Annotated in this window: 31 protein-coding genes; 29 read left to right on the top strand and 2 right to left on the bottom strand. The window is 48.4% G+C overall.

Annotation, left to right across the window (positions count from 1 at the left end):
* Positions 1–2 precede the first annotated feature (2 nt).
* The 13 genes from FY034_RS17595 to FY034_RS17535 all read left to right on the top strand — a co-directional run bounded on the left by FY034_RS17595 (position 3) and on the right by FY034_RS17535 (position 8,709).
* Positions 3–926, top strand: a complete 924-nt coding sequence (locus FY034_RS17595; protein WP_265555627.1) for a DNA cytosine methyltransferase — start codon at positions 3–5, stop codon at positions 924–926.
* Between the two features lie 165 nt (positions 927–1,091).
* The gene (locus FY034_RS17590) at positions 1,092–1,283 is read left to right on the top strand and encodes a hypothetical protein (protein ID WP_265555626.1); all 192 of its coding nucleotides are present in this window, start codon (positions 1,092–1,094) and stop codon (positions 1,281–1,283) included.
* On the top strand, positions 1,280–2,731 hold the full coding sequence (locus FY034_RS17585) for a phosphoadenosine phosphosulfate reductase family protein (RefSeq protein ID WP_265555625.1): 1,452 nt from the start codon (positions 1,280–1,282) through the stop codon (positions 2,729–2,731). The genes FY034_RS17590 and FY034_RS17585 overlap by 4 nt, the downstream gene beginning before the upstream one ends.
* A gap of 14 nt (positions 2,732–2,745) precedes the next feature.
* A complete protein-coding gene (locus FY034_RS17580) occupies positions 2,746–2,883 on the top strand; it encodes a hypothetical protein (RefSeq protein ID WP_265555623.1) in 138 nt (45 codons plus the stop codon).
* A gap of 126 nt (positions 2,884–3,009) precedes the next feature.
* Positions 3,010–3,357, top strand: a complete 348-nt coding sequence (locus FY034_RS17575) for a hypothetical protein (protein WP_265555621.1) — start codon at positions 3,010–3,012, stop codon at positions 3,355–3,357.
* The gene (locus FY034_RS17570; RefSeq protein WP_265555619.1) at positions 3,345–4,397 is read left to right on the top strand and encodes a hypothetical protein; all 1,053 of its coding nucleotides are present in this window, start codon (positions 3,345–3,347) and stop codon (positions 4,395–4,397) included. The genes FY034_RS17575 and FY034_RS17570 overlap by 13 nt, the downstream gene beginning before the upstream one ends.
* Before the next feature lie 606 nt (positions 4,398–5,003).
* On the top strand, positions 5,004–5,903 hold the full coding sequence (locus tag FY034_RS17565; RefSeq protein WP_265555617.1) for a 3'-5' exonuclease: 900 nt from the start codon (positions 5,004–5,006) through the stop codon (positions 5,901–5,903).
* Position 5,904: 1 nt separating this feature from the next.
* Positions 5,905–6,543 carry a hypothetical protein gene (locus FY034_RS17560; RefSeq protein ID WP_265555615.1) on the top strand — a complete coding sequence of 213 codons (639 nt, stop codon included), beginning with the start codon at positions 5,905–5,907 and terminating at the stop codon, positions 6,541–6,543.
* Positions 6,544–6,625: 82 nt separating this feature from the next.
* Positions 6,626–7,057 (top strand): single-stranded DNA-binding protein, encoded by a 432-nt coding sequence (locus FY034_RS17555; RefSeq protein ID WP_265555613.1) that lies wholly within the window; start codon positions 6,626–6,628, stop codon positions 7,055–7,057.
* 129 nt (positions 7,058–7,186) lie between these two features.
* The gene (locus FY034_RS17550) at positions 7,187–7,510 is read left to right on the top strand and encodes a hypothetical protein (RefSeq protein WP_265555611.1); all 324 of its coding nucleotides are present in this window, start codon (positions 7,187–7,189) and stop codon (positions 7,508–7,510) included.
* A 2-nt stretch (positions 7,511–7,512) separates the two neighbouring features.
* Positions 7,513–7,773 carry a hypothetical protein gene (locus tag FY034_RS17545; RefSeq protein WP_265555609.1) on the top strand — a complete coding sequence of 87 codons (261 nt, stop codon included), beginning with the start codon at positions 7,513–7,515 and terminating at the stop codon, positions 7,771–7,773.
* 38 nt (positions 7,774–7,811) lie between these two features.
* Positions 7,812–8,399: a hypothetical protein gene (locus FY034_RS17540; RefSeq protein WP_265555607.1), complete on the top strand. Its 588-nt coding sequence runs from the start codon at positions 7,812–7,814 to the stop codon at positions 8,397–8,399.
* A complete protein-coding gene (locus FY034_RS17535) occupies positions 8,389–8,709 on the top strand; it encodes a hypothetical protein (protein WP_265555605.1) in 321 nt (106 codons plus the stop codon). The genes FY034_RS17540 and FY034_RS17535 overlap by 11 nt, the downstream gene beginning before the upstream one ends.
* A 503-nt stretch (positions 8,710–9,212) precedes the next feature.
* Here FY034_RS17535 and FY034_RS17530 read toward each other — a convergent pair.
* Positions 9,213–10,160, bottom strand: coding sequence for a GGDEF domain-containing protein (locus tag FY034_RS17530; protein WP_265555604.1), 948 nt, complete (start codon positions 10,158–10,160; stop codon positions 9,213–9,215).
* 510 nt (positions 10,161–10,670) lie between these two features.
* Positions 10,671–12,383 carry a single-stranded-DNA-specific exonuclease RecJ gene (gene recJ, locus FY034_RS17525; RefSeq protein WP_265555602.1) on the bottom strand — a complete coding sequence of 571 codons (1,713 nt, stop codon included), beginning with the start codon at positions 12,381–12,383 and terminating at the stop codon, positions 10,671–10,673.
* 202 nt (positions 12,384–12,585) lie between these two features.
* Between recJ and FY034_RS17520 the strand changes: the two genes are divergently transcribed.
* The 16 genes from FY034_RS17520 (at position 12,586) to FY034_RS17445 (ending at position 22,481) form a co-directional block, all read left to right on the top strand.
* The gene (locus FY034_RS17520; protein ID WP_265555599.1) at positions 12,586–13,161 is read left to right on the top strand and encodes a nucleoside triphosphate pyrophosphohydrolase family protein; all 576 of its coding nucleotides are present in this window, start codon (positions 12,586–12,588) and stop codon (positions 13,159–13,161) included.
* Between the two features lie 8 nt (positions 13,162–13,169).
* The gene (locus FY034_RS17515; RefSeq protein WP_265555597.1) at positions 13,170–13,436 is read left to right on the top strand and encodes a SemiSWEET family sugar transporter; all 267 of its coding nucleotides are present in this window, start codon (positions 13,170–13,172) and stop codon (positions 13,434–13,436) included.
* Between the two features lie 4 nt (positions 13,437–13,440).
* Entirely contained in the window at positions 13,441–13,770 is a 330-nt protein-coding gene (locus FY034_RS17510) for a hypothetical protein (protein WP_265555596.1), read from the top strand.
* A complete protein-coding gene (locus FY034_RS17505; protein WP_265555595.1) occupies positions 13,761–13,931 on the top strand; it encodes a hypothetical protein in 171 nt (56 codons plus the stop codon). Before FY034_RS17510 ends, FY034_RS17505 begins: the two co-directional genes overlap by 10 nt.
* A 136-nt stretch (positions 13,932–14,067) precedes the next feature.
* Positions 14,068–14,592 carry an HD domain-containing protein gene (locus FY034_RS17500; RefSeq protein WP_265555594.1) on the top strand — a complete coding sequence of 175 codons (525 nt, stop codon included), beginning with the start codon at positions 14,068–14,070 and terminating at the stop codon, positions 14,590–14,592.
* Positions 14,592–14,750, top strand: a complete 159-nt coding sequence (locus FY034_RS17495) for a hypothetical protein (protein ID WP_265555593.1) — start codon at positions 14,592–14,594, stop codon at positions 14,748–14,750. Before FY034_RS17500 ends, FY034_RS17495 begins: the two co-directional genes overlap by 1 nt.
* A 135-nt stretch (positions 14,751–14,885) precedes the next feature.
* Entirely contained in the window at positions 14,886–15,086 is a 201-nt protein-coding gene (locus tag FY034_RS17490) for a cold-shock protein (protein WP_265555592.1), read from the top strand.
* 74 nt (positions 15,087–15,160) lie between these two features.
* Positions 15,161–15,427: a hypothetical protein gene (locus tag FY034_RS17485; protein ID WP_265555591.1), complete on the top strand. Its 267-nt coding sequence runs from the start codon at positions 15,161–15,163 to the stop codon at positions 15,425–15,427.
* Positions 15,420–15,779 carry a hypothetical protein gene (locus FY034_RS17480; RefSeq protein WP_265555590.1) on the top strand — a complete coding sequence of 120 codons (360 nt, stop codon included), beginning with the start codon at positions 15,420–15,422 and terminating at the stop codon, positions 15,777–15,779. Before FY034_RS17485 ends, FY034_RS17480 begins: the two co-directional genes overlap by 8 nt.
* 81 nt (positions 15,780–15,860) lie before the next feature.
* Positions 15,861–16,496, top strand: a complete 636-nt coding sequence (locus tag FY034_RS17475) for a hypothetical protein (RefSeq protein ID WP_265555588.1) — start codon at positions 15,861–15,863, stop codon at positions 16,494–16,496.
* A 215-nt stretch (positions 16,497–16,711) separates the two neighbouring features.
* Positions 16,712–18,661, top strand: coding sequence for an ATP-dependent helicase (locus FY034_RS17470; RefSeq protein ID WP_265555587.1), 1,950 nt, complete (start codon positions 16,712–16,714; stop codon positions 18,659–18,661).
* Positions 18,655–19,674 (top strand): hypothetical protein, encoded by a 1,020-nt coding sequence (locus FY034_RS17465; RefSeq protein WP_265555585.1) that lies wholly within the window; start codon positions 18,655–18,657, stop codon positions 19,672–19,674. The genes FY034_RS17470 and FY034_RS17465 overlap by 7 nt, the downstream gene beginning before the upstream one ends.
* Positions 19,675–19,849: 175 nt before the next feature.
* On the top strand, positions 19,850–20,494 hold the full coding sequence (locus FY034_RS17460) for a hypothetical protein (protein ID WP_265555584.1): 645 nt from the start codon (positions 19,850–19,852) through the stop codon (positions 20,492–20,494).
* An 8-nt stretch (positions 20,495–20,502) separates the two neighbouring features.
* A complete protein-coding gene (locus tag FY034_RS17455) occupies positions 20,503–20,919 on the top strand; it encodes a hypothetical protein (protein ID WP_265555582.1) in 417 nt (138 codons plus the stop codon).
* 9 nt (positions 20,920–20,928) lie between these two features.
* Positions 20,929–21,441: a hypothetical protein gene (locus FY034_RS17450; RefSeq protein ID WP_265555581.1), complete on the top strand. Its 513-nt coding sequence runs from the start codon at positions 20,929–20,931 to the stop codon at positions 21,439–21,441.
* Positions 21,442–21,473: 32 nt separating this feature from the next.
* Complete coding sequence (locus FY034_RS17445) at positions 21,474–22,481, top strand: hypothetical protein (RefSeq protein WP_265555580.1); 1,008 nt, start codon at positions 21,474–21,476, stop codon at positions 22,479–22,481.
* Positions 22,482–22,488: the final 7 nt, after the last annotated feature.

Genomic DNA, 22,488 nt, shown 5'->3' with positions numbered 1-22,488 from the left:
TTATGTCAACTGAGCTTGCTATTGACCTTTTTGCAGGAGCCGGTGGCTTTACAACTGGGGCTGAATCTGCAGGGATCAAAGTGATCTGGGCAGCAAACCATTGGCGCCTTGCCGTTGACTGTCATGCTGACAACCATCCAGATACCTTCCACTCGTGCCAAGACCTTCACCAAGCAGATTGGAGCGCCATTCCATCACACAACATCCTGGCCGCTTCGCCTTGCTGCCAAGGGCATTCCCGTGCGAGGGGGAAAGACCGACCTCACCACGATCTGCAGCGGAGCACAGCATGGGCTGTAGTCTCTTGCGCTGAGTATCATCGGGAAGATGTTGTTGTGGTTGAGAATGTGCCTGAATTCGCAGACTGGGCTCTATATCCATGCTGGGCTGATGCCATGAACCGCCTTGGATACGCTGTCAGCCCTCATGTTGTAGACGCTGCCGACCATGGTGTCCCTCAGCATCGCAAACGCCTGTTCATTGTCTGCACCAAATCAAAGACCCCGCTTAAGCTTGATCTACCCCAAAGGGAGCATATGCCCATCAACAACGTGATCGAGTGGGACTACCCGAAATGGAGCCAGATCGACAAGCCGGGAAGAAGCTTGGCAACCCTGCGCCGGATAGACGCTGGACGACGGCAATTTGGAGAGCGTTTTGTCGCCCCATACTACGGCAGTGGGAGCGGCATGACCGGCCGAAGCATCCACCGTCCTATTGGCACCATCACGACGCTGGACCGGTGGGCAATAATCGACGGAGACCGCATGAGAATGATGCAGCCACCAGAGATAAAAACGGCCATGGGGTTTCCGGCTCATTATCTTTTACCGGCTACCCGTAGAGAGGCCATCCAGATGCTTGGCAATGCGGTGTGCCCGCCTGTAGCGAAGGATATTTTTGAAGCAATTCGAAAGACGGCGTAAACGGGCCCACCTGCCCGGATATAGTGACTGCCCGTTCGACATTATACTTCGCACACAGCAGTGCAGTATCTTGACCCGCTTCAAAGGCCGGTTACAGCTAATAATAAATTTTCGGTTAAGTGGGCAGCAGACCAATTCGGCAAATTTGAAAAACGGAGATAAGATATGAAAACCTACTCAATAGAGCCAATAACTGCCGATAATTTCCGTCCAGGCATGGAACACAAAGAAGGCTTCCTGGTTCGGTACCGTCCCCACGAAGCCTATGGCTGGCTCTCTTGCCGCACCTTCGCAACCATATCTGAAGCAGAAGTTTTTGCTCAATCACTCGATAGCACCGGAAACCTCTCGCTGTGACGCCACGCCTTCAGAAAATATTGGACAGGGCGAAAGAGATTGGCTACTCGCTTCCTGGCAATCCAGATACCGATCGCTATGCGGCTGGTGTATCCGGGGGAGCCGATTCAACAATTCTGGTCATCCTACTGAAGCACCTGTTTCCGGAACAGAAGATTGACTATATTTTCACTGATACCCATGCAGAAGCGAAGGCCCTGTATCAGAATCTCGATCGCCTTGAAGAATATCTTGGCATCAAGATCATTCGGATAGTACACGCAAAAGGCATGTACGGCACGATTGAACAGTACGGCGGGTTTCTTCCTTCTATACGCGCCAGATGGTGCACAAGAGATCTGAAAATTCTTCCTTATCGCAAATGGGTGAAGTCGGTGGTCACTGATGGCCAGGTCCTCCACTCATTTGCCGGAATTCGCGCAGATGAAGAGCAACGGCATGGTCTCGTGACGTCTGATTCACAACTGGTGAGTCACTTCCCCTTTAAAGATCTTGGAGTGGATCGCAATGACGTTTTCACCATCCTCCAAGAGACGATCGGTATCCCTGGATTCTACTCAGGCCGGACTCGGTCAGGGTGCAGCGTCTGCCCGTTCATGCGCAAGAGTGAATTGCTGGCGACCTTGAGGTGGGAGCCAGATGCCTTCTCACTAGCTACGCGCAGCGAAAAATTGTGCGAAGCAGACCTGATTCGTTTTGACGATTACACGGTGCCGGTGACAGAGGAAACACGATTGGCCAGCAACCATGTCACTCTGCCTATTCCAAGGCGGGTTGATGTTAGGACTGCCGACTCATCCTCTCCAGCCTGCTGGATCAAGACTGACAAAAAGAGCCTGTTTGCCGAGGCCCAAACGCAGGTTCTTTGGGTCGGTGCTGAGTTTTTTGTTCACCCAGGTGTGGGCGACCATGGCGTTTGGTGGCAAGAGCTCGTGGCTGTCTCAACGACTCGTTCAGGCCTAGTGCGTCAAATGAAGAACCACCATCAGCATCGGCTCAATGTCCCAGAAGTTAAAGGCTTGAACCGAGAGCAGATGCTGGACGAGCTGAAGCTTGCCATCTACCAAGTAGAGTTGCCACCTGGTGCAGTTGACCTGGGCAAGCCGGGTGCAGGTGCCTACACATGGCAACCAGGCATAGCATTGTCCCAGATGAAGCAGCAGCACTCTGCTGTGCTTCGCACTTTGCATGTAGATGGAATGGATCAGGAGATAGAGGATTATGCCTGCGCTCCTGAGCTTACATGGGCACACGAGCGCAGGGAAAGCTTACTCCGTGAGCGCAAGAAAATAAGTGAACCGTTTGGCCGCGTATTAGCCATGGATTTACTTGAGATGTCTCCAAAGGAAACGGTCGAAAATGCCGCACACGATTTGGCGGCAGAGGTAGACAAGCTTTTCAGTGGCCAGCACCAGTCAGACGATTCACAGATGCACCTGTTTGGCTAAGGTGGTGTTTAAAAATGCTAACGATTGAAGAACAAAAAGCGTTGATAGAGAAGATACTCAGAGAGCACCCTTATCTGTCTTTTGAAGGCAACTTGCTTGATGTGACAATATCCGACCTTGCTCAGAAAATCGTAGATGCGTTGGGCAGGTAAGGGCTTTTGACAGTTTTGGCAGTTAGCCAAGTGGCTTCGCAAAAATATTATCCGGCAAGTTGGCAGGATTGACTTTTAAGCATGTGCGTGATATATATAAACCATCACAAAGACGGAGGACATGCCATGCACTTGAGCCAACAGGCAATCCAAACCATAAGAACGCAAGGGAGATCACTCGGCCTGGATGAGGATCAAATTAGCCAGGCCATAGAATCTGCAGATGAAGAGGTGGCAGAAGGGCGCTTTGAGGCTCATGCAGTCAGATCAGCGTTTTCCTCCAGGTCGCCTGCGTCATCTTCAGCAAAAGCCGAATTTAATCGGATAATGTTTTCCCCAGACACATCGTTCTGGCTCAAGTGTGCTCTTGGATCTGCAGTAGGGTCAAACAACAAGCGTGTTTTAGATGATGCGCGCAAACTCCTAAGCATTCTTGAGCGCCTGCACCAAGAAGAGGAAGTATGCAAAGCATGACAGGCCCAAACGAACTGTTTTGTTCATTCGAGGGTTTTAAGCCGTTCAAACAAGACGGATCTCCAAAGCCCGGTGTCTTCTTTGCAGAGTGGAAGCAAAGCAAAAACCGGACAGCGATTATGGCGTACGGCAGGAACGTCGATGCTTTCTGGTTTTACACAGACGAGAACCTGACGCTGGAAGATGCCAAAGCGAAGCTGGGCGGGGTTGCGGTGCTTTCTCAGGAAGAATACGAGAAAAGGTACTCAAAGTGGGTTGCAAAGACGGCAGTAAAGATCCGCAAGCAGATTGATACCTTCTGGGCTTCACGCCAGCCAGCAAACATTCTGGCAGAGAAGACGCCATGCCTTATTGGCGACATGCGTATTGACCTGTCAGGAGCGCCAGTAACACGATTCACCGAGAAAGACTTTCTCAAGTCACAAGTAAGCAGGATTCACTGCGGTGAGTACCTGCACCTGAAGATAAAGCGGGAATGGGGCGAGTTTGACTACTTCGGCACCGGCGCATATATCCGTGGGGAGTTGACGTCGTACCCTCTGCTTGCCCCTTCTACTTTATTTCAGAAAACGGCAGAGCATCGGTATGGCCTCAAGGCAATAAAAAGCCCATTGGCGCCATTGTTGCCACTCACAGACAAGTCAGCTTTCTCCTTGTTTGGTTGGTCGGTCAGTGGTGGAGTGGGATGCAGTGACGTGGCAATCAATGTTGCATCTGGAGCTGTTGTGCCACTGGATGACGAAAATGACCTGAGCCACCACAAGATGGGCTGGAGTTACGCGCACAAATACATGGGGCCTCATGGCAACACTGGTGAGATGGTGATCATGAGAGAGCACGGAGTACTTGATTTTGGTCTTACCGATGAACTGATAGAAAGTGTTGGTGACGGGTCGAAAAAACAGGGGGTATCCAAGCTCGTGAAATATCTGTGCGCCCTGATGGTACTTAGCGGATGGAACCCAAGCGATGCACTTACGATCCACGCTGGCAACGAAGAACTGGATATATGGCCGCAAGAGGTCCTTTCGCAATGCTAAGCATAGCAGGTTTCACCCGCCTGGCTACGACGTACCAGCGCTTTGCCTTGGGCCAGATTGGCGGGGACAAATTCCTCGATCAGTTGTTTGAGGCGGTTAAAGCCTGTAGGGTCAGTGACCAAGTCATGGAACAAGCACTGGCGAAGGCAAGCGCAACAAACCATATGATCGATATAGAGCGAGCAAAAGAACTATTCCATTCCCGGCTGCGAGCATTATCCAGATCTGGGATGCTTCCGGACGGGATAGACCCAGACATGCTGTTTGACCAGACGCCAGGTATGAGGCCTGGGCGATAAGATAGGAGCGCTATATGAGCCAGCATTTCACCCAAGATCAGCATCCAGACGGCCATAAAAACTGGAATTGCCCTGATTGCGGGGCAGAGCCGGGCAAGCCTCACAGCGAAGGTTGTGATATAGAGATATGTTCTGTTTGTGGCACCCAAAAACTCTCGTGCAGTTGCAACGGCCATGATCGCCTCTTCGCCAGGTGGACTGGCTTTTGGCCAGGCGCCGCAGAGGCCGCCATGTGCGGTCGGGATCTAAATTGGCTGTACACAAACGGCATGTACAAAGCTTTATTCATCAAACCGAAGGGGTAAAAATGGATATTTCAACCGCAATAGAAATGGTTAAGGCCTCCGGATCATACAAGTTGCTTCAAAAGCTGGTGATCGATAATCATCCTCACATTGGCAGTATGCACGCGTGCAGCAATCCATCAAGTGGTGCCTGTCTTGACACCGAGACCACTGGTTTTACACACGGGACAGACAAGATTATTGAGCTGGGTATCGTGACATACGAGTACAACCCTGAGACTGGCGGCATCATTCGCATACTCGATCGGTATAACGGCTTCGAGGATCCAGGCCACCCCCTGAGTCAGGATGTGATAAAAGTGACAGGTATCACGGATAGTCAACTGAACGGCCAAACAATCGACAACGCTAAGGTCGAAGCTATGCTCGCCCCAGCTGATGTGATCGTTTGTCACAACGCTGCCTTTGATCGTCCGTTCGTTGAGGACCGCTTCCCGTCAACCAGGCGCAAGGCCTTTGCCTGCAGTATGAGCCAGATAGACTGGGCCAAAGAGTTCATCACATCACGCTCCCTGGAATATCTCCTTTACAAGTGCGGTAGTTGGTTCATTGATGCTCATCGGGCGCTGAATGACGCAGAAGGCCTGCTGGGCCTTCTCGCGGAACAACTCCCGGATTCCGGCGTGAACGTCAATGCGACGATGCTTGCCAAGGCATTCTCGGTAGATACAAGAATTTTTGCGGTCGGAGCGCCGTACGACTTCAAGGACGATCTCAAAAACAGATCTTATCGCTGGAATGATGGCAGTGACGGCCGACCCAAGGCGTGGTGGATTGACGTCCCAGGCGATGGCAGTAATGAACTGGGGTGGTTGTCTGCTAACATCTACAAGCCTGGCGCCGATAGACAGATCGTTGTTGAACATGTCGATGCAACTACACGTTTTTCAAAAAGAGGTTAGTATGCCCAAACGTTCAAACAGGGTAGTTATCAGAATGAGTACAGCTGAACATGCACTGATCAGCCTTGCAGCCAAACAACAAGGGATTACATTCGCGGATCTCGTACGCAATGCAGCCAGTCGGAACGTCGGCAGTGCCGTTGCTTTGAAAGAGATTACTTATAGCAATAACAAATCAACAATGGTGATCATATCGGACAAAGAAAAAGAACTTTACGCACAGGCCGCTGCAACCAGGGGAGTATCCTCTGAATCGTTTCTACGCTTATCAGCAGTGCATGCAGCATTAAGACAGACACAAACATCACTTGAAGACCTGTTGCGCCAGATAGGTGAGCCCAAAAAACGGAAGCGTCCCGAGCAGACGCCCGCGCTGCTGGCAGCGCAAAAGGCCTCTGGAGAACGCTTTGCCAGAATGCGCGAGCTCGGCAAAAATTCTTGCCGGATAGCCAGCCAAACCGACAAGTTAACTGCTTGGTTGAGCGAACACCATGGAATTATTGTGTCAACAAATGAGGCGGCCGAGAAAACAGGCGTGAGCATTCACCTAGTGAGAGATGTTTTTGCAAAGTTTAAAAAAGACGGTTTGATTGTCGCAGGCGGACGAAACAAATGGGTTTATAAAACCGAAAGAAATTGACATCTGCGCCAGTCAATGATATATATAAACCATCAAATATAGCTGCCGCGGCGAAGGGGTCGCGGAACGAAATGGAGGCAGTATGGCAAGCTTAAACAAGGTGATTATTCTGGGCAACGCAGGCAAGACGGTTGATCTTCGCTACACCACATCAGGCCAGGCAGTGGCGTCATTCTCGGTAGCGACCAGTGAGAAGTTTAAAAACAAGGAAGGCGGTTACACCGAAAAGACAGAGTGGCATAAAATTTCATTGTGGGGACGGCAGGCTGAACTGGCCGGCGAATACATCGATAAAGGCACCACAGTGCTGATTGAGGGCCGTCTGCAAACAAGGAAGTGGACTGACCGGGATGGCAACGAGAAATACACAACTGAGATTGTAGGGGACCGATTCCAGGTTGTTGGCGGGAAAAGAAGTGCAGGCGAGCATTCCACAGACGGTGATTCTGTTGGCGCAACTGACTACTCTACGCCTAGTGTTGATTTTGATGACCCAGATTCGATACCCTTCTGACGGACGGAACACCGCATAAACGAGATTTATATCAAGAAAACGGGGTCAGTGCTGCCCCGTTTTCTTATTCATGCCACAGGGGAAGGACATATAGATGTCAGAGGGTTATGCAAAACAAAGGAGAACACCATGACCAAGATAAATTTGAATGGCGGTAAATGGTACGGGGATCCTAAGTCGGACTCGTTGGATGAACTGCTAGTCAAGATAGCGAAACATCCCCTCGACCCACGTTTTGAACACTATTTAGACCAGTTCATCTCTCGTGACGTTGACCAGAACGGCAACTCGACAGGTTTTGTCCGTTTTTATGGCAATTTTGCCGAATTTACCCATGCTTTTGACATTCGGACAAACGAGGAAGAAATGATTCGCAAATTCACTGAAGCCATACAGAGCAACCTCGCTTCTGACAATTACAAACAAGCCCGCCGGGCAGCCGGGATCAGATAAAAATGATAGACACTGAAAACATTGTTTTCGACCAAAGAATGATCGACGACGCCTACCAAATGATGGAACAAAATGTACTTGCCCTTAAAAATTACCTGAAGGCGCAGGGGGACAAACTGCTTACTGTTAATCTGGGCGACCTATCTCGCTGGCTAGAGATGCCCGTTATAGAGATCCGGGATTCAGCTGCCGTCCTGCTTTATATGGGGTTCATAAAAAACATCGACTCCCATCATGGGGATGTTGTTGTTATTCACCTGTAACCAAGCCTGTCAGACATCAATTGCAAACTGGAGTATCCATGATCAAGTCAATCGTATCATTTTGCATTGGAGTTGGCTATGCGGCTGGCGATGTGGTGCTTTGGAATTATGTGGGTGGGAATGCTGTGAATTATTCTGATCCTTCGGGACTTGTGAAGTGGAAGGACGCGGGCATGGCAGGACTTGGGCTCGCCAGCAACTCCTTTGGATTGGTTTTGGGGGTGGGTTTTGCATTTTTGCCAGAACCGACATTGGCAACAAAAATAGCCGCTGGGGCCGTTCTTACAAAATCGGGTTATGGCTTTATGGCCAACGCCGCCAACATGGTTGCTGCAATAAGAGACAAAAAACCTGTTTCGACAGGAGGGTTGTTTGCCGATGTTGCGTGCAAAGCAAGTGGCGGCAATAAAACTGCAAAAGGTTTAGCAAGCGCAGGAGACCTTGCTTTTGACTTGCTCATGGGGCAAGTAGCAGGCCAGGCGGCAAAACAATCCTACGGCATTTTAGGGCGGTATGGGGTTGAAAGAGCGTTTGTAAGAGATCCGGCAAGATTGGGAAATACTGCAACAACAATTCAGGTTATTGACGCTGGCAAGACTACATACGAGGTGCTTAATGAAAAGTAATATATTAAGATGGATGTTGTATGGTTTTGTGGTTTCGTTCTTTGCTTATGAAACATGTAAAGCCCACTTCATGAAAGATCATATAAATTTATTTGACTATATTTTTGTGGCGTTAACAGTCTTGGTGGCTGGATATGTTTCTATCAAGGAAAACAAAAAAGAATCAGGTGTGTTGTCAAAACATGCTGGATCAATTGATGATATTGAAGATACAAAGAGAAAAATGAATAAATTTATTTGGATTTACCTGTTTTTTTTAGTTTTCTTAGTTTTGTTTGGTGTTGTTATTTATTTTATGGATAAGACTTGAAAAAATTCTCAGTCGCTATACTCGTAACGCTTTTAATGATGGCGGCCTCGTTATCTCAAGCCTCCTTCGTTACGACCTACGCCAACGGCAATCTGTCCACCATCACCAGCAACAAGGCCGGTCAGTTCGGGTACAGTTACGACACCCTGGGGCGGCGATCCACCGTCAGTTATCCCAACGGTATCACCGGTACCTACTCCTACCACCCCGACCAACCCGGCTGGCTTGCAGGGATCAACTACGGCTCAGCCTATTCAGCTTCGTATCCTTCCTTCGACAAAGTCGGTAACCGTCTTTCCAAGTACGACGGTATCGGAACTTCCTACAGCTATGACACGGTGTACCGATTACTGACTTCGACTGCAGGTGAATCGTTCAGTTATGACAATGCCGGGAACAGGCTGACTGATGCAGCACGGCTTTACACTGTTGCGGCTGGCAACGTCATGGCCTCAGCCGGTGCGACTCAATGGATATATACCTGGGGAACCGGGAAGATGGATTCATGCGGGATATTCATTCGCCCAAAGACCGCTTCCAGCGCCCTGAATTGCATCTGCATTCTCTGGTTGAGCACACCTGACCTCCCGCCAGGAGCTAACCCTGTTCCTTCCGGCCACCTTCGCCGCGTAGAGAGCCTTGTCAGCACAATCCACAATCACGCAACACATGTTTTCGGGAGAGGCCTCTGTAGAAATGCTTGAAAAACTTGCGACACCCATACTGGCAGTCACTTGGATCAACTTTTTCTCCCGCTTCTTACATATGTCTACTTGATGCACTGACTGCTCAATATGTTTGCGGATATTTTCTGCTACAAGCATTGCTGATTCGTGGTCTGCACGAGGCAGGAGCACCAAAAATTCCTCACCACCATACCGCGCGACCACATCCGTCTTTCTCAATATGCTATTTAGCGCCAACCCGATCTGCTGAAGGACCACATCACCTGCTTGGTGCCCATAGACGTCGTTGACTCTCTTAAAATGATCAATATCAAGCATGATCACCGCAGAGTCGTATTTGTGGCGATATCCCAACAAGCATTCTTCGCGCAACCGCCGATCAAGGTAGCGCCGGTTAAAAACACCAGTAAGAGAATCTGTGATATTCTCTATTTCAAGTGTTTCGGCACGCTTAAGAGCGATTGTCGTTGAACAAGAAATTCGACAAACAAGATAAACAAAAACGGCACCTGCAATCAAAATTATGGGCACCAGCGATTCAGCATGTGTATTAGCGCCAACGCCTTCAAGTATGATATAAAGAACATAGGCGAGCAGAAAAAACAGAACCAAAACGTTAATACTGACCCATTTTGATCGCTCACTGTCTTTCGGTACTTCCCTGATGATCCTGCCTACAAGGAAAACAGAAGCCAGCAAAAAAAATGCGCCAATAATCGTAAGTGATTGTTGCCAGTAAGAACCAATAAAACCAATTGCTTGCATTAAAAGCTCCATACAGAAAAGTGAAATACAAATATACCTTCCACTTACTATATGTCTCGCCCATGTGGCATTAACTCGCCCAAACCTTCGCGCAAAACCCACCAGATTCAAAAACAAATAGACTTAACTGGTGTTCATTACTGTTTCTAGGAACTTTCGTTCGGAACATAGCGCCAGTTTCGGCAACAAACACACCAGGCTTATCAGTCGGACGGACATCAACCAAACCGCTGCTACAAGGCGTTATTATTTTTATGGACTTAGACATTGCGCCTACCTGTCACCACCGGCAACCAGCAAACCCGGCATAACCACTTCAATTGCCGCCAAATCATCATTATTTATAAGGGCCTTTAAAAAATCATCCCAAGAAAGGCTAAAACACCTACCATTTATTTTTACCCGCATTCCGCTATGCGGTGCGAAATCTCTGCTGCTGCTATTTATTACACACATAGATCACCTCGCCCTATTGTGATGGTTTATATATATCACAATAGGGCGCACATGTCAACGCAAGCCCTTTATCTGCAACTGGAGAGAGACCTTGCCCATCCATTCATTTTTTTCAGGAGAGAAAGCAATGTCAATCACATCATTTAACGGCACTGTTGCCATATTGAAACCAATAGCATCAAATTTCTTACCACCTTTAGTGACCAGTAGCTTCAAATGCTTTCCTTTAAGCACCCGCACATCTTCTATTTTACACCTCGTCAGACAAAACAGTGGACGACTGTTACCCATTCCAAATGGCTCCAGTCTGGCCATCTGTTCACATGCCTGCAGAGTCAAATCACCAGCTTCAATCTCAGCATCAAGCTTGATAACAGGTCGCAGATCTTCAGAAGCAAGGCCAGAGGCGGACACCTCGAAAGCCTGTTCAAAATCACGTAGCTGGTCAGCATTTATTGTGAGTCCAGCAGCCATTGGGTGCCCCCCGAATTTAACAAGATGTTTTGAGCACGCACAGAGGCCCATATGCATATTAAACGCTTCAATTGATCGACAGGACCCTTTACCGATGTTTCCATCAAGCGATATAAGAACTGCCGGACGATTGTATTTTTCGACAATCCGCGATGCGACTATCCCGATTACGCCCGGCGCCCAACCCTCTTTAGCCAGCACGATAGTTTTTTGATCTTTCAAGCTGTACTTCTTCTCAACCATTTCAATAGCACTCTCAAGAATCGAAGCCTCGATCTCCTGCCGTTCAGTATTGAGCCCGTCAAGCATGCGTGCGATGCTTAGCGCTTCCCCGTAATTTTCGCACAACAAAAGATCCAAAGATGCCTGAGCAGTCTGAAGTCTCCCACAGCAATTAAGGCGCGGCCCGAGACGCCAGCCTATCTGCCCGCTTGTCAGTTCTGTCTCACTCACGCCAGACGCCTCACACAAAGCCCTAATCCCTTCAAAAGGATGTCTCCCCTCGCGGATCCGGCAAATCCCTTGCGCAACCATGGTGCGGTTAACTTCCTGCAATTCAACAACATCTGCCACAGTCCCAATCGCAACAAGCGGTAGCAAGCACTCCACAACGGGCTCAGGCCTCAAATTCGAAAACCACCCCTGATCACGAAGTACTTTGGTCGTGGCAACAACTAGGTTATACGCCACGCCCACGCCGGCAAGTTTTTTGTAAGGGAACTGATCGCCAGGAAGGAGAGGGTTAATAACTGCGACGGCATCTGGGATGACTTCGCCTGGAGAATGATGATCGCTGATGAGTAGCTTTAGAGCGATCTGCTTGCAAAATTCCGCCTCGGCCACAGCAGTGATCCCGCAATCAACCGATATTACGAGTGTCGTACCACTTTCATGCAGCTGCCTCAATCCGTCGATGCTTAATCCATAGCCCTCAGTGTGGCGACTAGGAATCTTGACAGATAACTCTATGCCCAGCATTTTGGCAAACCAACAAAGAAGCGCAGCTCCGCAAAGACCGTCTGAGTCATAATCTGAGTACACTCCAATTTTTTCACCAGCAACTATAGCATCGGCAAAATGCACTGCTGCTACATCCATGTTTTTCATCAAAAAAGGGTCAGGCAAATCGTTCGACCCCGGCCCGACATAGGCCAACGCATTGTCTGGTGTCACTCCACGATTAGCCATTGCGCTTGCAGCAACCTTTGGCACGCCAGTAAGATCCATTATCCTCTGCACCAGGACCGCATCAGGCGTCTTAATATTCCAACGGGCGGCACCTTCGTATACCATATACACCCCTCCTGCAAGCAATTGTTTATATATATCAATAAAAAGCTAACACGGACCTTTAAAGTATGTCAATGCTAATTGAGTGTTGTCTCAAAACCGTATTTATGATATATATAAACCAGCACAAACTATTCGTAATTCATGCCACAGGGCAGAGACATATACCTAACAAGAGGGACTAACGGAAAAAGAGGAGAAAGCTATGAAGCACTCACATGGTTTTGCAGAATACCAAAAGCAGGCGCTTGAGACAGTAGGGTATGAGCCACTGGAAGGAGCCCCGGTTGTTTATCCTGCACTAGGTCTGGCAGGCGAGGTGGGTGAAGTTGTTGAAAAAACTAAAAAAATCTATCGTGACAACAATGGAACTATAGACCACTCTGTACGCTACGGACTTGTCATGGAGCTGGGTGATGTGCTCTGGTTTGTCTCTGCCTTGGATTTTGAATTCTCAGGAGCTGGCATGCAAATTCTTGCAGACTTTGATGCATCAGACCCTCTTCCTCTCCCTCTCGGCCTTGAAAACTCGCCAGCAGCTATTGCATTGCGTATGAGTCAGTCTGCAGGAAATGTGGCGGCGGCGATCCTGGGAGTAGTGAGTTCCCGCGGCGAACAAGTGCAAAGCATAGCCCCTGACTTAAGAGCGATCATCCAGTGTGTTGTGTTGTATGCAGACATTATCGATGTGCCCGTGGCCGACATAATGAAGGCGAACATCCAAAAACTAAAATACAGAGTCCGTACCGGTAAAATTGGCGGTAGCGGCGACAACCGATAGGAGCATCTTTGAATAATCCACTTTTAATAGGCCTGACAGCAGGATCGCTTACAAGTTTTGCGGCTGTACCACAGGTCGTTAAAGCCCTGCGCAGCAAAAGCGTCCGGGACCTGTCTTTTTGGCAACCATGTTTTCTTACTATCGGGGTGGGCCTATGGCTTTTTTATGGAGTTTTAGTTAAAGACACCCCTTTGATTGTCATGAACATAATTCCACTTTTGGCCAACATCATTCTTGTTTATTTAAAAATGGCAGAAAATCAGTCCAAAGGATGACAGCATGAGCTCATTTAACATAACTTTTGCTCACTCGAACTTCCCGTGGAAACGCAAGTCTGACAATAACAACGAAAACCATCTGCTACTAACCAGCGACAACAAGGTCATCTTTTCTATGGGCTCCGGAATAGCCGGGCACCATGAAAATGAAGCAAACCTCGCACTGATAGAGAGGGCTCCAGAGATGGCCCATCTCCTCGGTGATATTCTCCATCAGCTATCCACTGATCTGGATCTCGATTCTGTCCCAGGCAGCAAAAAATACAAATACCTAGAAAACAGAATCCGGGGCATCCTGGCATTTAATCGCGAGGAACAGGTATGCAACTGAAACAAAACAGCACACCAAAATTTGCTGAAGCTCAGGACATCCTCTTGCGCTTCAGAAATGCAAACTCTGAACGTGAGAAACATAAAGTAATAAAATCCATTCAGACAAAATACCCCTCCATTGCAGCCCGCTTAAAGAAAGTAGTACAGGACGGACGATGAATACCCCGTAGAGAGTGCCCAACCCCGCTCACGCCCAGCCCACATAAGAAACCTATACCTGAATTGCCTGCTTGATGTTGACTAAATGGCGTTTATGTGATATATATAAACAATCATAACAAGACAGGTGAGCACAATGTCGCTAGAACTAAAAGCAAAAGAGTACGCAGAAAAAGCCCATAAAGGCCAAGTCAGGAAATATACGGGAGAACCATACATATCCCACCCGGAAGCAGTAGTAAGACTTTTGCTGTCCACTGATTACACAGACGCAATACTGGCAGCGGCTTGGCTGCATGACGTCGTTGAAGACACCCACATCACTTTTGAGCAGATATACGCAGATTTTGGGGCTTCAGTAGCGCTGCTAGTTGAAAACGTCACTAACAAGAGTAAGCCGCAAGACGGAAATAGAAAAGTCAGAAAAGACATAGACCTTGCTCATCTAAAAAAAGCCTACCCGGCAGCGCAAAACATAAAACTAGCTGACATCATAGACAACACAAAAAACATAGTGCTTCACGATCCAAGTTTTGCCGCGACGTACTTAAAAGAGAAAAACGATCAGCTCGCTGTCCTTCAGGGAGGTGACACAGCGTTGTTTCAAAAGGCAAAAAAAACGCTACTGGAGGCGTCTTACAAACTCAAGGAGTTAAAGTGATGGCAATCAAGCTCAAGAAAAGTGATGAGCACTTTAAAGTGCTGCTGCAGGCCATAATTGAAGACGTTGTAACAACACAGCGCCAAGAAACAGCAGGCATAACCAGATCGCAAAAGGAATCAACCAAGATTTACTGTAAAACCTATGGTCACGCATAAAAACAAACCAACAACGCCAATCAGATGAAATGCTTAACAGCAAAAAATGGATCACCCTCTCATTTCATGCCACAGGGGGCGGACATATAGATAATAGAGGGGGATGCCCCACATTTTCGTCTTAAGGAGTCATAAATGGCATCAGGCAAAGTGAAATGGTTTAATGCAACAAAGGGTTTTGGTTTTATTGAACAGACTACTGGCGAGGACGTATTCGTACACTACTCAGCTATTACCTCCGAGGGCTTCAAAACTCTTGAGGATGGCGAGAACGTCAACTTTGACATCGTCCCCGGCCCCAAGGGCCTGCAAGCAACTAACGTGGTGCGAGCATAGTCTAATTCGCCAGGTTGGGCCCCTGTCGGGGCCCGCCTTGGTACACACTAAAACTCAGTCGGGAGGTCAGATCAATGCAACAAACAGAACGCAAGGTTGAATGCCCTCGCTGCTCAAAAAAAATGTATTACGAAGGCCCGACTTTTGGTGGCGTAAGAGGCGTTGACGGCGCGTCAGCATCGCTTATGCTTGGCCGCTATAAATGCTGGAATTGTGGAGAAATGAAGGAAGATGAGCCTACTACAGAAATGGTCTACCGGGAGACCAAAAAACTTGCCGGGGGAGTGATCACTGAGCTAAAACGCGCATCTACAACTGCAAGAGAAAATTATTATGCTTAAAGAAACTCAGATTTCACGCGCCACTGATGCTGATCTCGAAGCCTGTGCAATTCTTGACGGCATCTTGAATGACGTGAACCGTGGCATGTTCCCTCGCCTGCCGGATGGCGGGTATCAAGATGATGACCCTTCTTTCTTCAACCCAGAGGACCCATCTCATTTACGTGAGTTTTTCAAGCGGATATCCGGGTGTATTGCCATTGCCCCAGGGGGTGTAAGTAGAGTCGTTTGGGGGTATCACGCAATACTGACCAGCAACTTGGTAGATGCCAACAAGGACCATCTTACCCTGCACCCTCGGATCGAGAGAGCCCTCGAGGCATATGGCATGGCGCAGACAAGGGGGTGCTAAGACAATGAAGAACACACCATTGATGGACTTGGATCTTTTGGCGGACAAATAACTGATGATTGTCGATAACTTGGTGATAAAATGAAAAAAAAGGCCCTGCAGGCACACAGAAAGATTGCGGCGATCTGTTTTTTGGCCATTACCGTAACAAGTGGCTGTGCTTCGTTTACTGCCGAGAATATTGGTAGAGGAATGCAGCACGGTTCAATAGGAGGAGGGATCTTCGCCGCTCCAATATTTGTAGTGGGGCTCGCCACAGAGAAAATCGGCGGTGAGGTAAAGCGAAGCAATAGTGACAACACAGAGGATGCACAAAAACCGGGACGCCCGGCACAAATTGGTGAATACTCACCAAGAGTCCATGATCTAATTCAGCGCACTCCAACACCATCTAAAAATCCTCAGTCTGGTATTGTGACCTGGGACCCCAGATTATATATGGATGGCACCAGCGAAGTAACGGCAGACCTAGACAACACGCCACCGGACAAGATGGCTCTCAGAGCGTTTATTTTTGATTGTGAGAACCGATTTAAAAATGGACAGTTCGGTGACGACGCCAATCAGCATTTCAAAAATTTGGTTTCATGGCGTCGCTGTAAAAAAATTCACGCTGAGTACAAGAGCCCTTATGGCAAAAAAGTAATCATCGTTTCCGACAACTGCCGCCCAGCAACGCTTATGCTAGAGGAAGACTTTCAAAACAAAGTTTTCTAAACCATCCCCCAAAAGTTGCCATCTAACCTAAAGAATGATATATATAAACAGTCAGTTTGCTTTGATGTGTTTGGCAAGATAACGCCTGTAGTTTTGTTTGGTCTCACGACGGTCGCGGGTCGGAAGCAAAACACCATCCATTTTGTTGCGCATTGCCATCTAAAACGCTTATGCAATCACTGAACTTCTTGGTCACAAAGGAGCTTAACCCCCGCATGGATCTCTCAACTTTTAATCCGCCCCAGCAGGAAGCAATTCAGCATATAAATGGGCCGATGCTTGTGCTCGCCGGAGCTGGTTCAGGCAAAACCCGTGTACTTACCTATCGTATTGCGTATCTGGTAGAGGAGTGCGGGATTAATCCATCGTCTATACTGGCAGTCACCTTCACAAATAAAGCAGCGAAGGAGATGAAGGAGCGCCTACACCAAATCTTGCAGGGTGTTGACCCACTTCCACTTGTATCAACATTTCACTCATTCTGCGCCAGGGTTCTGCGCGAGGAGATCGAGGTCCTGGGGTATCGGGGAACATTCACCATCCTCGATGATGACGATGTGAAAAAAGTGCTGCTTGATGCAGTTAACACGCTCAATCTTGACTCAAAGAAGTACAAGCCGCAGGTCGTTGCAGCATTTATCGACTCATGCAAAAACGACGGGTTACTGCCGCAAGAGGTTAGGGTAGGGGACGACTACTTCAAGCTGAACTGCAAGAAAATCTACAAAGAATACCAAGCTCGCCTAAAAACCATGAATGCATTGGATTTTGGCGACCTGATCATGTACACGCTGAAAATATTTCAGTCCCATAGTGATATTCTGGCCAAGTACCACCGGCGCTTCAAATACTTCCTTACCGATGAATCTCAGGATACCAACGGTGTCCAGTATGACTTGATCAAACTGATCGCATCACAGACGAGAAACCTTTGCATCATTGGAGATGACGACCAAAGCATCTATGCCTTCCGTGGTGCGGATCTAAATAACATACTCAGCTTAGAAAAAGATTATCCCGACATAAAGACTGTGCGCCTGGAGCAAAACTATCGTTGCACCAAAACTATCCTTGCTGCAGCTAACTCGGTTATTGCTCACAACAAGGAACGCATGGGCAAAACCTTGTTCACCGATAATAAGCATGGGGATCCAGTCACCCTGGCCACACTGGAAAACGAAAAACATGAAGGTCAATACATTGCGCGGGAGATACTAAACAACAAAAGAGTACTCAAACGGAAATACTCCGACCACGTTGTTTTGTACCGGGTAAACGCTCTCTCCAGAAGTGTTGAAGAAGCGATGCTGAAAAACGGGATTCCCTACCAGGTTGTAGGAGGCTTAAGATTCTTTGACAGGGCGGAAATAAAGGATGCTTTGGCTTATCTCCGGCTTATTGCTAATCCCGCTGACGACATGGCGCTACGCCGTATCATCAACACACCGGCACGGGGTATTGGGAAGACAACAATTGATAAGCTGTCGCAGTTTGCCGTGGGAACTGGCAGATCTATGCTGGAATCCATCGCTCATTATGAAACACCAGGCTCTAAAAAAGATACTGCGGCCGAGAAGCTTAAATCGTTTTCCAGATTGATCGAACAATTCGTAGAACGGTCAAAGTCCCTGCAACTACATGAATTTGTCAATGATGTGCTGCAGCGGTCCGGCTACTTTTCAGAACTGGAAAAAGAGAGAACAGAGCAGGCGGAAAACAGGATCGAAAACCTTCAGGAACTTGTTTCTGTTGCCGTTGACTATACAGACGATGAAGACGGCGGCAATCCGTTGCCTGCACATGATCTGTTGAATGGCTTCCTTGAGCGGATAGCGCTCATTTCGTCAATGGATAGCGCAAACGAGCAAGACTGTGTGACTTTAATGACCATGCACGCGTCGAAGGGCCTCGAGTTCCCGGTTGTGTTTGTGGCCGGAGCCGAGGACGGGCTGTTTCCTCACCAACGTTCTTTTGAATCAAAGAAAGAGATGGAAGAAGAAAGACGTCTTGCCTATGTTGCCATCACCAGGGCGAAAGAAAAACTGCACTTGTGTATGACTGAGGTTCGCACAGTTTACGGTAAGGCAGAATGGCGATCACCGTCACTATTTCTTAGCGAGATCCCAGACCACTGCGTAAGTTACACCGGAGGATCACCATGCTGAATTACTGCACCCACGCCATCGAGGATTTTTCTAATGTCCTACGCTTGGCAGACCAAACAGGAAATCCAGTTTTTTCCCAGTCAAGTGTTGATCGTTTAATCATGGAAGAATTGGTGGGGTTGCTTCATAAGGCGGTTAAATTCCATCTCCCGGTAAATGGTGAGATATTGGAACACTCAAAGGCATCCGAGATAATCAGCAAGGATATATTTAGATTGCCGTTTCCCGTTTGTGCCCTTGAATATGAGTACACAAGCTTCAACCCTGAAATGATCAGCCAGGGCAAGATTCACGTACCACGCCGCATTGCCCTGTGCATGGAATATGAGGCAGTAGCCAACACCCTTATTGGGAGAGCAGCCTTGTCGGTGCTTCCTGATATTGAAACGTGCGGCGGTATCATCATGATTCCGTTTTTTTGGGGGAATTATGACGGTGCCAGCAGTTGGACAGTAACCTATGCTGGTTTGGTCGCTCTACGGCAAGACCTTGATGAATCACGGCCAGCTCTTTTCTATTCAATGACTCCTGACTCTACTGACAAGCCTGCAATTATAAGGGTGGGTGTTTCTCCATTGGTTGTTCTTCCAAATCTTCTACAGGTTTTTCTTGGAAAAGCGAGTATGAACCAGCGAGATAAGGACGAAATATCAAATCAGATCATGATGGACTGCGCTGAAGAGTTTTATTCAATGTCAAACCTTATGGTCGCCCTGTCTTGCTCTAACGTTGGCCTGCAAGATTCTCTGGCTTCACTAAAACTCAACAAGAAGCGCCAACAAAACGGTAAGCCACCGATGTTTGACTACAAAGAAGTAGTTGTCCAGGTGGAAAAGAATGGCGACAAAAGCCACAGTGTATCTTTCAGCGGCGGCCGCTCATGTCGGGAACATCTTAGAAGAGGCCATATACGCAGGCTCCACGGCGGCGAGAAACGGATATGGATCCAGTCAACCATCGTAAATGCAGGTAAAGGCCCATCTCCAAACCTTAACTACAAAGTAAAGTCATAGCTGCCCTGGCGCAGCGTAAGACAAAAGGGGTTTAAGGGGGCGTTAGCCCCCTTAATTTTCCCTTCACCATCTTTCTACCCACCCACCTCTACCCACCAATCAGCTCTTTCAGGCGTTGACAAAAACGCGCCATAGTGATATATATAAACCATCACAGTTTGGCGACGAAGGGGCTATGCTCACAATCACAACTAAAGAAGAAATTGAAAAAGGGTGTTCATGTGGAGGGGAAATCAAACCTTCATTTTTGACGGAATATGCCTGCAGCAAATGTGGTCGTCAGTACGCCACAATCGACCCGGCGATAATCTCTGATGCAACCTACGAGTGCCATGACTGCGGAAAAGAGTTTTTCCAAGACCTTGACTATGATGGTGACTGCCCGCACTGCTCCAGCCGCAATTGGGCGAAACAAACCGGCGCGTCCCACGGATGGAAGGTTGGTGACCATGTGTACTGGAACGACCCGGACAATCACGCCACATCCGGCTTTGGCACAATCACTCACGTCCAACACAATGGCGATGATGCTGTTATCTCAGTGGCCAAAGACGACGGCGGCGAAGTAGAAGCCCTGCCCAACGAATTATCAGACAACAGACGCTATGGCGGCATGGCAATTATCGGACGCGTCCCCGGTGATGATGAAGATTCCTGTTATGTGTATGAAAATATGTCCGAGTCCGAAGCTCTCAAAGCGTTCGAAATAGAGATCTATCAGGACAGCACTGACACACCTGACTTAATTGAGAAAGAACATGGCGTCACCATCTTCCACAATATGACGCTGGTTTCCGATTCACCAATCACAGCAATTTAGGAGGTTCCATGTCACAAACAACTGTTTTTACCCCCGAAGAAACCAGCCTGCTGCTTGAGGCCGCTCGTATTGCCCTGGGCGATGCCAATATCTTCGACCAAATTGCTGAAGACACCGACACTGCAGACAACGTGCTGGCAAATCTGCGCGAAAAACTGCACTTCGCCCTGAATGATTCGACAACCGACGAAATCCAACTCGACACCCGCGAGGACGGCGAAAGGATCCTGCTCGACGGCCAATCATCAAACGACTACAAGTTGGCAGACAACGCAACCAACGTCTGGATTAAAGTTGATTCCGTTGTGATCAACATTGCCCGTCGGAACTATGTCGAAGGTGCTTTCGCCGTAGCAGAGATCTATACGGCCGGTTCAGATCTTGAAGATAACGACATGATAGCCGAATGCTCGGCAAAGATCTAAGGAGAAACCATGGAATTCATCACCCCCAATTGTCCCGAGTGTGGCAGCAAAGCGATCGGCACCGCTGAAAAAGTCGTAGCCCTTTTTGAAGAAGGAGATGACATCTCTGTAGAAGAATTTGAATACCGTGGTGACACCGACATGGATTGCCAGACCACCATCACCAACGCCATCGGCGAATCACTGCTAGTCTGCGACTGCGGAAATGAATGGTTCAGTGCCGAAGTCTCCGATGGGCAGCCAGAGCCGGTCAAAACCACCATTGAGTTTGCGCCCGACCTTTTTCTTTCGGTAACCGCGTGCCATGACGGCGGTGGAGGTGTTTCCAGTAACCTGCATGACGAAAGCGACGAATGGGCGGGAGACGAAGACGAAGAACGCAGCCATTATGAATTTGAGGGTGCAGTAGATATGCTTGAATCCTTGGTTCTTGCCCATGCCCTGGCCGGAGTGGATGTATCGAGCCCAGCCTATGTTGATGGCCTGAAAACAGCATACGAATCTGCTTGCAACAACCTGTAGCGCAGAAAGAGAGGGGAAAGATGCCAATACCCATGTCAGACCCACAAATAAAAGATTATGCACTTGAAGTCGCCTGCCAACATTATCTCTGTGAACATGACACTCTGACGTTTGCAGAGCAGTTTACAGCACTGTATGCGGCGGCAGAGGAGGGTAAATGCGATTTGCCTGACGGCATTTGTACGTGCGAGACGTACGACGACTATTCCGCCTGTGATCTTGCAGATAACATCGACGGCCTGCGTTGCGCCTTTGAGACAGCCATGCGGGCCGCCCGTGACGGTGGTGATCCTGACTACCTGGCCAACTCAGACCAATTTAAGTGTACTGCCTGTAAACAGGTATTCGATAACGACGATTCAATCCAGCTCAAAGGCGACTTGTACTGCACCAACTGTGCTGCTTCGGTCTTTGGCCGCAGTACGATCACAACCCCAAAAATTCCCTGTCCTGTTTGTGGTGTGCCAGTGACTCTGCCTGCAGACTGGCAAGGATCAGAAGAAGAAGCAATCTGCAACCAGTGCCATAACGCAGATATTATACCCTGTGTTCGGGTCGAGTATGACCTCTCATTTTTTGGTGGCAACTACGATAAGGTCGGAAAATTTGCCTTTATCGCAGTTGACAAAATCAACGATTGCACAGTGGAAGAAGCATTCGAAAAACAGACCGGCATAAACCGGCAGCACATCATCCACTTCAGCACGGATGACCTTTACTCGCCCCAAGGTGAAGACTTCGATTCAATTGAAGTCAGAATCAAAGCTTTACGGCAGATGGGGTCCATAGCACCAACCAACATTCTTGAGAAGCCTTGCCCTCATTGCAAGACGAATCTGTGTGCCCCTGGAGCGGTCGAACGTCACTATATCGACAAGGATGCCCCTGAAACAATGGGAGATTTCAGTGATGCTATTGGCTTTGGGCACTATGACCACGAAGGGAATTTTGAGCCGGATCACCCAGCTGACTTGTCCGGCGGCCGGTATGATCTGATGGACGACTCTGACCGCTGCGCTTCTTGCGGAGGGCAGTTGTAAAAAGGAG

It is taken from the genome of Trichlorobacter lovleyi, from assembly GCF_015239775.1.
GTDB classification, from domain to species: domain Bacteria; phylum Desulfobacterota; class Desulfuromonadia; order Geobacterales; family Pseudopelobacteraceae; genus Trichlorobacter; species Trichlorobacter lovleyi_B.
Note: the sequence above shows the minus strand (reverse complement) of the source record. Positions and strands in the feature narration are given on the sequence as shown.